Raw genomic sequence first — 12,399 nt, 5'->3', positions numbered from 1 at the left:
ACCATTACGCCCGGGAGGTAGTTGAACATGGGAAAGCTAACTGAAGTGACGGACACCAGCTTTGACTCGGAAGTCCTCAAGGCGAATGTGCCGGTGCTGGTCGACTTCTGGGCTCCCTGGTGTGGGCCGTGCCGCATGATCGCGCCGCTGGTCGAGCAATTGGCCGACGAGTACGCCGGCAGCGTCAAGGTGACGAAGATCAACATCGACGACAGCCCTGGCGCCGCACAAAACTACGGCATCAGCAGCATTCCGACGCTGATGATCTTCAAAGGCGGCGAAGTGGTCGACCGCTTCGTCGGTGTGCAGCCCAAGCATCGCCTGCAAGAGGCCCTCGACGCGGCCAAGGCCTAAGCACACCCGGTTTTTGTCCCTCGTCCCGGCGCGACCGCTTGCTAGCGTCGCTGTCCGGGTGGGGTGCTGCACCTCGCCTGCCCATTTCTCCTGGTCTCCCGGAGCTGTGCCCTATAGCGCCGGCCGGCTCTCCCTTTGCGCCGAATCGCCGTCAACTTGCGCCCGCAAGTGGCCGATTTAGGACCCTGGGAAAATCTTGCCGGTTGCAGAGACCTGGCCGACCCGTCCAGCACGGGCCGGCCGGCGGGAAGCGAGGCTCATGGCCAAAACGCGATTGAAATCGGACGCCACGGCGCCCACGTCCGAAGGCGGCTTCACCGAGACGCGCGTCGATGCGCCGCACGTTCTACGTACGGCGTCGGAGCTGCAAGCAGACGCCACCGTCGCCGCGCCCGTGACACCAACTGGCCAGGGGGCCGAACAAGTCGCTCCGGCGGTGAATCTCGCCGTGGCCGAGTTTGACCTGCGCGCACCGCTCGAACAGCACGCGCGCCAACTGGGCGAGCATCTCGCCGAGCGTCAGCGCGAGCTCGACCGGCGCGAATCGCAGCTCAATGCCGCCCACGCCGAGCTCGATAGTCACTGGCGCAACAGCCGGCTCTGGTTCCAGGAACGAACCCAGGAGTTGGCGGAAAAGGAGACCGAACTCGACGAACGCGCCACCCGGCTCGACGCGCGACAGACGCAGCTCGACGAACGGGCCCAACAACTGGCCACGAGCGAAAGCGCCCACACCGCGGCCTGCCGCCGCGCCGGCTTCGATGCTCAACTGCGCGAACAGGACCTCACGCGCCAGATGGGCGAACTGACCGCCGCGAGCGATCGTCTGCGGCAGCAAGAAGCGCTGCTCGCCGAGGCACGCGCGAATCTCGAGCACCTGCGGCGCGACACGGAGCAGAGCTGCCTGCGCGAACGGCAGCAACTCGATCAGCAACGTGCCGCGTCGCTCGAGCAAGTGCGACTGGCGCTGGCGAATCTCGAACGGCGCCGCGCCGCGATTGAAACCGAGGCCGCACGCGTCGAACAATGGCGCCGCGAGCCCAGCCCGCAGCAATTGACGATGGCCAAGGAGCTCGCCGCCTGGGAGAACCGCCTCGAGGCGCAAGAACGCCGTCTCGTCTCCGAAGAACAACTCTGCGAACGCCACCTTACGGAATTGCAGGGAGCGCGGCAGGCCGCCGAAGGGGAACGCGAGGAGCTACAAGAACAACTCAAGCTCGAACGGCAGCGTCTCGTCACCGAACAAAGACGCGCCGCCAAAGAACTCGAGCAGCAGCGGCGACGTTTCGCTGACGAAGCAGCCGAACTGGACGGGCGCCGCGAGGCCTTGGAGCAGATGCGCGCCGACCTGAACCAGGTCCATCGCGAGTCGCTCGAGATGCGTCTGGCCACCGAAGAGCTATGGGCGCAGCTCTCGGGCAGCGTGGCCCCCGCCATGCTCAATCAATCGCTCGCGCGAATTCGCGCCCGCCTCGGCGATCACCATCGCCTGGCCTTGAGCGAGCTGGGAGAGCGGCGCGCGGAGCTCGAACGGCTCCGCACCGAACTGACCCAGCTCCAGGAACAACTCGCCACGCGAAAGCTCGAGCTACAAGAATGGGCCACCGCGCGTCAGGCAGAATTCGATCGGCAGACCGAACAGCTCGCCGCGCGACAGAGCACGCTGGCGGCCAGCGAGGCCGAGGTGCTCGAGGCCTCGCAACAGTGGGAACGCCAGCGTTTGGCGCAGCAACAAGAAATTCGCCGTCTGGCCGCGGCCCTGCGACGCGCTGAATCGGCCGTCGCCGCCTGAACAACGCGGTGCATCGAACGCACCGCCAGATTTCGAACGACTATTCGTTCGGCAGTTCGTCGCCCAGGCTGGCCGACGATTCGTGGTCGTCGCCCTGGCTCTTCTCCGGCTCGTTCGCCTCTTCTTCCTTGGCGATGCGTTCGGCAACGGTGGCCATCTGCACGGCGGTTTGCATCTCTTCCGGCGAGAAGTAAGGCTCTCGCGTCCCGTTGGCGCGTTTGATCTCCTTGGCCGCCAGTTCCTCCCAGCTCATGCCATTGGCAATGTGCCAGGCGGCCGCCTGCGTGGCCCGCTGATCGAGTTCCCCCTTGCCGAATTCCCGCATCAAGACGCGGAGACGAGGATCGTCGTTGACCGTGTCGAGGGGACGGAGCTCGTAGTGCATCTTCGGCCGAGGCTCGTCCTTGCCGTGCTCGAGGCAGACACAGCGGACCTTCACTTCACCGACGCGCTCCGGAGCGACGTTGAACTGTCCGCCGCCAAAGCCGCCACCTCCCATGCCGCCACCGCCGAAACCGCCACCCCCCATGCCTCCGCCAAAGCTTTGTCCGCCACCGCCACCACCACCTCGGTTGCCACCTCCGCCGATACCACCACCGATTTGCGCCAACACTTGCACGCCGGCAAACGTCTCGGGCAGCTTCACGTTCAGCGCCTCGCCCGTCTTGTTGTGGATCATCAGACGCGCCTGCGTCGAATCGCGCGGAATGAGCTCGACTTCGAGATCTCCCTGCTCGATCGCCGAGAAGAGCTCGACCGACTTATGCTTCGGGTTGTACTCGCCCGACTTCGGCTTGCGCTCGGCCGCCACCAAGAGCAGCGGCGCGACCGCCAGTGCCGCCGCACAGGTCAAGGCGACCAGTTTCCTCATTCCACACGGACGTGCCATCGCACACCTCGCACTGCTTCTAGTTCCTGGGCCCGCCGCCAAGGACGAAACCACTGATTCAGGCTAATTACCGGCCCGAGCGAAGCCAAGCAAAAAAGCGGAAACGTGGTCAGGGGGTCAGGGGGTCAGGGGGTCAGGGGGTCAGGGGTCAGGGGTCAGGGGTCAGTGACGAGTGTTCTCTGTCCACTGACCCCTGCCCCCTACTTCCGCTTCTTCCCATCCAGCCTTGCCGTCAACTCCGCCTGCCAGGTCTGGATGGCTGAGAGGGCTTCGATCGGCGTCAGGCGGTTGACGTCGAGTTCACGGATCTTGTCGAGCAACGGATGCTCGACGGGGCCGAACAGGGTGAGCTGATACTGGGCGCCGCGTCCCTTCGAGGTACGGCGGGCCATCTTCGGCGAGCCGTCGCCGTCGAGATGCTCCTCTTCCAACTCCGAGAGGATCTGCTTGGCCCGCTCGATCACTTCGCGCGGCACGCCGGCCAGCCGGGCCACCTGGATGCCATAACTCTTGTCGGCCGCTCCCTCGACGATCTTGTGCAGGAAGACCACCTCTTCTTCCCACTCGCGCACGGCCACATTCAAATTCTTTACCCCCGAGAGGGTCCGCTCGAGATCGGTCAGCTCGTGATAATGCGTGGCAAAGAGCGTGCGGCAGCCGATGCGGTCGTGGAGATGCTCGACCACCGCCCAGGCAAGGGAGACGCCGTCGTAGGTGCTTGTGCCGCGGCCGATCTCGTCGAGAATCACCAGGCTGCGCCGCGTCGCGGTGTTCAGAATGCGCGCCGCCTCGGTCATCTCGACCATGAACGTGCTACGCCCGCGCGACAGCTCGTCGCTCGCCCCCACCCGGGCAAAGATGCGATCGGCCACGCCGATCGTGGCCTCGCGCGCCGGCACGAAGCTGCCGCACTGCGCCATCAAGGTCAGCAGGGCGGCCTGACGGATATAGGTGCTCTTGCCCGCCATGTTCGGCCCGGTGATGAGCATCATGCCCGCCTCGACGGCATCGATCACCACGTCGTTCGGCACGAACGTGCCGGTGGGCTCCGTACAATCGAGCACGGGATGGCGGCCGTCGCGGATACTCAGCACCGGCGCGTCGACGACGCGCGGACGACAGTACCCCTGGCGGCGTGCCAGATCGGCCAGCCCGGCGAGCACGTCGAGTTCGGCCAACACGGCCGCCGCCTGGCGCAGTCGCGGTGCGGCGAAATCGACGAGCTCGCGCAACTCGAGAAAGATCTCGTACTCGAGCTCGTTGGCGCGCTCGTCGGCCGTGAGGACTTTTTCCTCGTACTGCTTCAACTCGTCGGTAATGTAGCGTTCGGCATTCTTGACCGTCTGCCGGCGCACGTAATGGGCTGGCACCTTGTCGTGCTGCGAACGCGATACTTCGAGATAGTAGCCAAAGACCTTATTGAAGCCGACCTTGAGATTGGCGATTCCCGTCCGCGCGATCTCTTCGGCCTGATACTGCGCGATCCATTGCTTGCCCCCCGTGGCCAGTGAGCGCAGCTCGTCGAGTTCTGTGCGGTAACCTTCTCGAACGAAGCCCCCTTCGCGCGAGACGAGCGGGCAGTCCTCCTCGAGCGCGGCGTCGAGCTTGCTGCGCAGCTCGGGGCAAAGATCCAGCTCTCCCTCCAGACGCGAGAGCAAGGCGCTCTGGCGGGCCGCGAGTTTTGCCTTCAAATGGGGCAGCTTGCGCAACGTCCTGCCCAGAAAGGACAGATCGCGCGGTGTCGCGCGGCCCGTCGTTACGCGGGCCAGCAGCCGTTCGACATCGTAGACGCCGTCCAGCGTTTCGCGCAGCGAGTCGTTGAGCGAAGCGTCGGCCACCAACTCGGCCACCGCATCGAGCCGTTCGTCGATGGCCGTGGTGTCGGTCAGCGGATTGGCGATCCAGTCGGCCAGCAGCCGGGCCCCCATCGAGGTCGTCGTGCGGTCGAGCACGCCGAGCAGCGAACCTTCGCGGCGGCCGTCGCGCATGGTACGGACAATCTCGAGGCTGCGCCGCGTTGCCTCGTCGATCTCGAGCCGGGTGCCCACGCGATAGGGCACCAGCCGATCGATGTGCGCGAGGCCCGTCTTCTGCGTCTCTTGCAGGTAGTCGAGAATGGCCCCCGCCGCGCGCAGCCCGTGCCGATCCGCATCCTCGTCGAAGCCGAACCCGTCGAGTGCCAGCGTGCGAAAATGTCGCGCGAGCGATTCCTTGGCCGTAGCGACGGCGAAGGCCCAGGCGGGCCGACGCGTGACGAGCACGGTCGAATTCGGCCCGACCGGCGGGGGGGCGGCTTCGTCGCTCAGCAGGCACTCGGCGGGGCCGATGCGGGCCAGCTCGTCGGCCAGCCGCGCGGTGGCCACCGTCGTGGCCTGGAAGCGGCCCGTCGACAGATCGACCCACGCCAGCCCGCACGCGTCGTCTACTTGTACCAGCGAGGCAAGATAATTGCTTTCGCGCGGATCGAGCAGCGCGTCGTCGGTGAGCGTGCCGGCGGTGACGACGCGCGTCACCTCGCGTTTGACGATCCCCTTGGCCTTCTTGGGATCCTCGACCTGCTCGCAGATGGCGACGCGCAGGCCGGCCTGAATGAGCCGCGCGAGATAGGTTTCGAGCTGATGGTAGGGAAAGCCGGCCATCGGGACCGGGTTTTCCCCTTTGTCGCGGCTCGTCAGGGCGAGATTCAGCACCCGCGCCGCGGTCTTGGCATCCTCGAAAAAGAGCTCGTAAAAGTCTCCCATCCGAAAGAGCAACAGCGCGTCGGGGCACGCCTGCTTGGCGTCCTCGTACTGCTGCATCATGGGAGAAAGGGACATGGTTGCCCAAGCGACAAGTCGTTGTGTGGCGCGTCGTTGCGCCTGCGGCATGCTAACAGATGGTGGCGCGGAGACTCAAGCGTCTAGGCGCGGCACGGGGGCAGTGGATTGTGAAGAAACGCGCGCGCTTCTAGAATGAGTGCGTCGGCACTCTCGATCGCACGCAGCGCTCTCTCTCGCCACGCCCAGGATGGGTCGACGTCGAGCTGCGCCAGCGCGGTTGCACGAGCCATCTGGGACCGAGTCCGCGAGGCACAAGGACCGTCGATGAGCGATCTGAAGCACGAATGCGGCGTCGCGGCACTCTATCACCTGCCGGGGCGCGAGGTCAGCCCACTCGTGCCCGGCGGCGATGTCAATCAAACCTCGCGGCTCATGCCGCGGATGTTGCTCGATATTCAGAATCGCGGCCAGCTCTCGGCCGGGATGACCAGCTTCAATCCCGAACGCAATCAGCTCATCGATACCTACAAAGAGCTGGGCAGCGTCAGCGAGGTCTTTCGGCTCAGCCACCGCGGCAAGCACGAAAACCTGATGAAAGAATACTCGGGCCGCGCGGCCATCGGCCACGTGCGCTACGCCACCTGCGGCGCCGAAGACCGCAGCTACGCGCAACCCTTCGAACGGCACCACCTGCAGAAGCACAAGTGGTTCAGCTTTGCCTTCAATGGCCAGTTGGCCAACTACATGGAGCTGCGTGAAAGCCTGCTGGCCGACAACGATAACCATCTCGCCCGCGAGAACGACACCGAAATCATCATGCACGAGATCAGCCGCGAACTGTCGGGAGACAGGCGGCCAACGCTGGTCGAAGTCTGGCGCAGCGTCGCGCAGAAATTCGACGGCGCCTACTCGCTCGTGCTGTTGAACTCGCTGGGCGATATGCTCGTCGTGCGCGATCCGCTCGGCATCAAGCCCTTGTGCTATGCCCTGGAAGGCCCGCTCTTTGCCGCGGCCAGCGAAAGCGTCGCGCTTTTGAACCTGGGCTTCTCCCCCGAGAACATCAAGTCGCTGCTGCCGGGGCAGGCCATTTCGATCACCGAGGGGCGTTTCGAAATCGAGCGTTTCGCGTCCCAGACGGGCCGGGCGCACTGTTTCTTCGAATGGATCTACTTTGCCAACGTGGCCAGCACGCTCGACAATCGTAGCGTCTACCTTTCGCGCACGGCGCTCGGCGAGGAGATGGCTCGGCTCGAGACGTTGCCCATCGACGAAGATACGATCGTCGTGCCGGTCCCCGACACGAGCAAGGCCGCCGCGGACGCCATGGCCTACAAGCTGGGAGTCCCCTCTCGCGAAGGTCTGATTCGCAACCGCTACGCGGGCCGCACCTTCATCGAGGGGGGGGCCAGCCGCCGCAACAAGGCCGAAACCAAGTACACGCCCCTCCGCGAAGTGCTCGAAGGCAAGAAGGTGATTCTGGTCGAGGATTCGATCGTCCGCTCGACGACGATGAAGGTGCTCCTCTCGCGCATCCGCGAGTTGGGGCACGCTCGCGAGATCCACGTCCGTGTGGCCTGCCCGCCGATCGTGGCCCCCTGCTTCTACGGCATCGACATGTCGACGATCAACGAGCTCTTTGCGCCGAAGTTCCTGCGCGAAGGGACGATGTCGCCGGCTATCGAGGAAGAGATGGCGACCGCCCTGGGGGCCGACTCACTCCGCTATCTGCCCGTCGAGTCGATCGCGCGCGCCATCGGCTACGACAGCGATCAACTCTGCCAAGCCTGCATCACGGGCGAGTATCCCACGGCGTGCGGACAGGAACTTTACCAGGTGGCCTTGGGGAATGCGCGTCGCAATGTGCAACAGCGAACCTACGAATTGAAGCGAACCACATGCGACGCCGACGCTTCCTAACGCTCAACATCCTCATGCTCGTCAGCCCCAGCAAGGCCATCAAGCAGTGGCAAACGTCGAGCCACTGAACGGCCCTGCCGGTTGCTGCGGGAGATCTCGCCATGCGTTCGTTTTCCTGGATGCTCTTCGCCCTGCTGCTGGCTGCCACGTCCGCAACCCACGCGGCCGACCGGCCGAACATCGTCTTCATTCTCGCCGACGATCTCGGCTACACCGATCTCGCCTGCTACGGGTCGGGCTACTACGAGACGCCCAATATCGATCGCCTGGCGGCCGATGGCATGCGCTTCACCCAGGGCTACACCTGTGGACCGAATTGCCAACCGACTCGCGCCACGCTGATGAGTGGGCAGTATGGCCCGCGCACCGGCGTCTATACGGTCGGTTCGATCGATCGCTTCGACTGGAAGAGCCGCCCCTTGCGGCCGGTCGATAACGTGACCGGGCTACCGCTCGACAAGGTCACCATCGCCGAAGCGCTCAAAAAGGCTGGTTATGCCACCGGTATGTTCGGCAAGTGGCACCTGGGCAGCAAGCCCGAGGAACACCCCAGCCGGCGCGGCTTCGACGAGGCGATCGCCTCGCAAGGACAACACTTCGCGTTCAAGACCGATCCGAAGACACCCTATCCGCCCGGCACTTACCTGGCCGACTTTCTCACCTTCCAGGCGACGAATTTCATTCGCCGCCACAAGGACCAGCCCTTCTTTCTCTATCTGCCTCACTTTGCCGTACACGGCCCCCACGAAGCCAAGAAGGACGAGATCGCGCATTTCCGCGGCAAGCCAGCGGCAGGGGGACATTCTTCTCCCGTCTATGCCGCCATGATCTCGAGCCTCGACAAGAGCGTGGGGCGTGTCCGAGCGACGCTCGAAGAGTTGGGACTCACCGACAACACTATCGTCATTTTTTCGAGCGACAATGGCGGCGTCGGGGGATACGTGCGCGCTGGAGTCAAAAAGGCAGGCGACATTACCGACAACGCGCCCCTGCGCGGCGGCAAAGGCATGCTCTACGAAGGGGGCATTCGCGTGCCGTATATTTACTCCTGGCCCGGCCATATCGGCCCCGGCACCACCAACGCCACACCGATCAACAGCGTCGACCTCTACCCCACGCTGCTGGCCCTGGCTGGCGTGCGCGAGCCTGAAGACTACACCCTCGACGGCACCAGCTACGCCGACCTACTGCTCGGCAAGGCGAGCGACGCCGCGCCGCGCAAGCCACTATTCTGGCACTTTCCAGGCTACCTGGGAGCCGGCCAGGATTCGTGGCGCACGCTGCCCGTGAGCGTCGTGCGCGAGGGCGACTGGAAGCTGATGGAATTTCTCGAAGATGGCCGGCTCGAGCTCTATCGCCTGAACGATGATGTGAGCGAAGCGCACGATCTCGCGAAAGATGAGCCCGAGCGTGTCCGTGAACTGCACCAGATGCTCGTGGCCTGGCGCGAAGCGATCGGCGCCCCGATGCCGACCTCGAACGACAATGTGCAACCGGCACAGACGAAGAAGAAGCGCACGAAGCAAGACTAGCAACCGGCCGAAGCCAGCGCTTCGATCGAGTAACGCCGCGACTCTTGCCGAACGTAGAACGCACGCCGGGCCGGGCGGAGTTTTTTACTCCGGCTCTGCCCACACGGAGGCGTTGCCGTCGTCGTCCACCTCGACGTGAATCACGTTCGGACGGCAGCAGACCGGGCAGTCTTCGACATACTCCTGGCTGGCCCCCTGCGAAAGATCGACCGGCACGACAATCTCCTCGCCGCACGCATGGCAGAGGTAGCGGGCTTCGTCTTGCATGTTCCTGCGAAGGGCCCCTATCTCGAAAAATTTTTGTTTGTCTTACGTCCGGCCCGACATTGGCATCGTACCGAGAGATCGAGCACAATACAGCCAGGGAGTAACCTCGTCGATCGAAACATCCACGCGAGAGGACGAGAGCGTGTTTGCCCCATCTTTTTGTACGGTGGCCTCCGGCCTGTCTTTGCGTCACGCGATGAATTCCTCAGGGCTCTTCGCGCTGGTGGCGCTTTTGCTTGGCGGGAAAGCGATCTGCACTGCGCAAGCTTGGTCCGCCCCGACCATTCAGGTCCGAGAAGCGGAGTTCGAGCGAGCCGGTGACTTATTGCGGGCAGACCAAGATCTTCCTCGCGGGGCGATTGCCCGGCTCGGCAGGGCTGCTTTTCGCCAGGGAAGCCCGATCGTAACCATGGCGATTTCTCCCGATGGCCGTCGCGTCGCGACGAGTGGCTTCGAGCAAGGTGCCCCGGTCATCGTGCGGCAGTTGCCAACGCTGCAATCACTACACGTGTTTCACGATGACCTGAGCGGCAGTGCCTCGTTGGCCTTCTCGCCGGATGGCAAGTGGTTGGCCTCTGGCAGCAATCGAGATCGCACGGTCCGCGTGTGGGACTTGGAGACCGGTCGGTGCCGTCACTTGCTCCGCACGGCTCCTTACCCGAACTCGATGTACGGTCGCCGGACCTACGCGGCTTTTTTTGCAGATGGATCCCACATTATCAGCGGCGCCCCCGATGGCACCATCCAATTCTGGGACGTCTCCACGGGACGTGAAGTGCATCGTTTGGAGATACCAGCGAATGAACAAGGACAACGCTCTCAAATTCAATCGCTGATCGTGGCCCCCCGAGGGTCGGCGTTCGCCGTGAGCACGGCCGACGGCACCGTGCGAATCTACGGCACCACGGACAAGAAGCTTCTGCAGCAATTCGAGACCGCCCCGCTCGGGGTCACGGCGATGAGTTTTTCAGCCGACGGCAAACGGCTGGCCTGTGTCCTGTCGGGCCATCCGCGCCACTTTATTCGGGGCGATGGATTGTTCGTCTGGGACGTCGTGCGCAAGCAGCGACTCGTCACGCTGGTGCCGAAGAATTCCTTCAGCTACGGCACATCGGTGGCCCTATCCCCTGACGGAACGCGTTTGGCTGCGGTAGGTCCCGCGTATAACGTTACCGCCTGGCATGTCGCCGATGGCGACCTCCTCAGTCAACTCGACATCAGCGCGCGAGTCGTCTGCATGTCGCCTACGAGCAACGAAATCGTCACCGGTGATTGGGAAGGGCGCATCCGTCGCTTCGATGCCGACACCGGAGAAGAACAATCCAGCGAGTCGATCGACCACCCCGGCCCTCCGACCCAGGAAGAGATCCGATCGATCGCGTTCGCGCCAGACAGCAAAACGATTTTGACAGCGACAGCAGCCGAGCAAGTACACCAATGGGAGCTACCGCAGGGCGGCCTGAGGCGCTCCTGGCCCGAGGTAAATCCCCGCGACAAACGCCCAGGCTACCGAGCATCCCTCTCACCCGATGCTCGCTGGTGCGTTTTTGACCTGGATACAAACTTCGAGCTCATGAACCTCGAAACCAGCGAGATCAAGCCAATGGCCGGATTCCGCGAGTCCGAAGCCAGTCTCTTTGAAGGAGGCACCACCGAACAGCATTGCTGGTCCGCGGATGGAAGCACGTTCGCTTCCTACACGCGACGGAGACCATCCGTTTCGCCCGATGGCCTTGTTCGAACCTGGAACATGCCCGAGGGAACACTTCGCCTCGAAATGCCGATCACGCGTCTTCCTTACCTGACGCTGGCATTGACTCCGGACGGCAGCGTATTGGCCGTGGGGCGATCCATTCCACTCGAGGGAAACCGCACGGAAGCGAGGCTGGAAGTATACGACTCGACGAGTGGGAAACTGCTGGAAGAGATCGCCGCGGCGCCCGGGCTTCTCAGCATCGTTCCGGCTGCGTTTTCACGCGATGGCAAATGGATGGCCTGTGGTTCTCACCGCGATGAAGTACAAATTTGGGATTGGGGCAAGAAGAAGCATCACTGCACGCTACGAGGCCCCCTTGCAACAGCGGGCGTAGGCCCGGTGTGCTTCTCTCCCGACGGTAAACGCATTGCCGGTATCGTCGCACGACACGGCATGGTAGGAGCGTACCGCGACTTGATTCATGTTTGGGAGGTGGAATCGGGACGCGTCACACACCAGTTCGACGTCAAAGCTCGCCAGTTGACATTCTCGCCCGACTCCCAGTTGCTCGGAGCAAGCCTTCCCGACCGAACGGCAATCGTGTTCGACCTGTCGCAAACGATTTCCGACTTGAGAACAGAACCACTGCCCCTTACCGCGGAGCAAATCCAGGATCTGTACGAAGAACTCGGCGGGATGCAGTATCACTACCTCGATTTTTACACACATCGCGACGACCTATTAGAAACCCTGCGTGCGGGTGGCGATGCCGTGTTGCCTCATCTTCGACCGAAGCTGCTCGCGCCGCTCGACGCCGAGCAAGCACAACTTCAGTCACTTGTCCAAGGATTAACTTCAGATCGAGCAGAAGAGCGGTTGCAGGCGGCAGAGGCCATCGCGGCGTATGGCGACAATTGCTGGGCGATTGTACGAGACATCGAAAAAAGCCCTCTCGAGCCAGCACAGCTCGATGCGCTGCTGAAGCAATTGCAGGAGGTCCCTTTACGCAGACGCATTACCATCCTTGATTTCGTCGTGGCACACAATGGATCAGTCGATGCCCGCAGACTACTCCAGGAGGTCATTGCGCGGAACTTGCTGAACCCATCGCAGTCTCGGCTCGTGGGACACCTGCGCTACGTGACCGGGCAGCTCAAAGCGGTGCGATCGCCTTGAACGTGCCAAGCTTTCCT

9 protein-coding genes are annotated in these 12,399 nt (G+C 63.4%); 6 read left to right on the top strand and 3 right to left on the bottom strand.

Going from position 1 to position 12,399, the window contains the following annotated elements:
* Positions 1–27: 27 nt before the first annotated feature.
* Complete coding sequence (gene trxA, locus KF708_01715; GenBank protein ID MBX3411405.1) at positions 28–354, top strand: thioredoxin; 327 nt, start codon at positions 28–30, stop codon at positions 352–354.
* 259 nt (positions 355–613) lie between these two features.
* Positions 614–2,146, top strand: coding sequence for a hypothetical protein (locus KF708_01710; protein MBX3411404.1), 1,533 nt, complete (start codon positions 614–616; stop codon positions 2,144–2,146).
* A 40-nt stretch (positions 2,147–2,186) separates the two neighbouring features.
* Here KF708_01710 and KF708_01705 read toward each other — a convergent pair whose 3' ends face one another.
* Positions 2,187–3,017 carry a hypothetical protein gene (locus KF708_01705; GenBank protein ID MBX3411403.1) on the bottom strand — a complete coding sequence of 277 codons (831 nt, stop codon included), beginning with the start codon at positions 3,015–3,017 and terminating at the stop codon, positions 2,187–2,189.
* Between the two features lie 218 nt (positions 3,018–3,235).
* Positions 3,236–5,851 (bottom strand): DNA mismatch repair protein MutS, encoded by a 2,616-nt coding sequence (mutS, locus tag KF708_01700; protein ID MBX3411402.1) that lies wholly within the window; start codon positions 5,849–5,851, stop codon positions 3,236–3,238.
* 267 nt (positions 5,852–6,118) lie between these two features.
* Here mutS and KF708_01695 point away from each other — a divergent pair, with 267 nt between their 5' ends.
* Genes KF708_01695 through KF708_01685 form a run of 3 tightly spaced genes read left to right on the top strand, consistent with a single transcriptional unit; the run spans position 6,119 to position 9,243 of the window.
* On the top strand, positions 6,119–7,711 hold the full coding sequence (locus tag KF708_01695) for an amidophosphoribosyltransferase (GenBank protein MBX3411401.1): 1,593 nt from the start codon (positions 6,119–6,121) through the stop codon (positions 7,709–7,711).
* Positions 7,690–7,779, top strand: a complete 90-nt coding sequence (locus KF708_01690; GenBank protein MBX3411400.1) for a DUF2585 family protein — start codon at positions 7,690–7,692, stop codon at positions 7,777–7,779. The genes KF708_01695 and KF708_01690 overlap by 22 nt, the downstream gene beginning before the upstream one ends.
* 33 nt (positions 7,780–7,812) lie before the next feature.
* Positions 7,813–9,243: a sulfatase gene (locus KF708_01685; GenBank protein ID MBX3411399.1), complete on the top strand. Its 1,431-nt coding sequence runs from the start codon at positions 7,813–7,815 to the stop codon at positions 9,241–9,243.
* A gap of 84 nt (positions 9,244–9,327) precedes the next feature.
* On the opposite strand, the gene KF708_01680 is transcribed toward KF708_01685, so the two are convergent.
* Positions 9,328–9,510 (bottom strand): CPXCG motif-containing cysteine-rich protein, encoded by a 183-nt coding sequence (locus KF708_01680; GenBank protein ID MBX3411398.1) that lies wholly within the window; start codon positions 9,508–9,510, stop codon positions 9,328–9,330.
* 142 nt (positions 9,511–9,652) lie between these two features.
* Here KF708_01680 and KF708_01675 point away from each other — a divergent pair, with 142 nt between their 5' ends.
* On the top strand, positions 9,653–12,382 hold the full coding sequence (locus tag KF708_01675) for a hypothetical protein (GenBank protein MBX3411397.1): 2,730 nt from the start codon (positions 9,653–9,655) through the stop codon (positions 12,380–12,382).
* Positions 12,383–12,399: the final 17 nt, after the last annotated feature.

The organism is Pirellulales bacterium (assembly GCA_019636335.1).
In the GTDB taxonomy this organism is placed as follows: domain Bacteria; phylum Planctomycetota; class Planctomycetia; order Pirellulales; family JAEUIK01; genus JAHBXR01.
Note: the sequence above shows the minus strand (reverse complement) of the source record. Positions and strands in the feature narration are given on the sequence as shown.

Bases quoted from the DNA above. Each gene is read 5' to 3' on its own strand.
- trxA (MBX3411405.1), top strand. From the start codon at position 28: ATGGGAAAGCTAACTGAAGTGACGGACACCAGCTTTGACTCGGAAGTC.
- KF708_01710 (MBX3411404.1), top strand. From the start codon at position 614: ATGGCCAAAACGCGATTGAAATCGGACGCCACGGCGCCCACGTCCGAA.
- KF708_01705 (MBX3411403.1), bottom strand. From the start codon at position 3,017: ATGAGGAAACTGGTCGCCTTGACCTGTGCGGCGGCACTGGCGGTCGCG.
- mutS (MBX3411402.1), bottom strand. From the start codon at position 5,851: ATGTCCCTTTCTCCCATGATGCAGCAGTACGAGGACGCCAAGCAGGCG.
- KF708_01695 (MBX3411401.1), top strand. From the start codon at position 6,119: ATGAGCGATCTGAAGCACGAATGCGGCGTCGCGGCACTCTATCACCTG.
- KF708_01690 (MBX3411400.1), top strand. From the start codon at position 7,690: ATGCGACGCCGACGCTTCCTAACGCTCAACATCCTCATGCTCGTCAGC.
- KF708_01685 (MBX3411399.1), top strand. From the start codon at position 7,813: ATGCGTTCGTTTTCCTGGATGCTCTTCGCCCTGCTGCTGGCTGCCACG.
- KF708_01680 (MBX3411398.1), bottom strand. From the start codon at position 9,510: ATGCAAGACGAAGCCCGCTACCTCTGCCATGCGTGCGGCGAGGAGATT.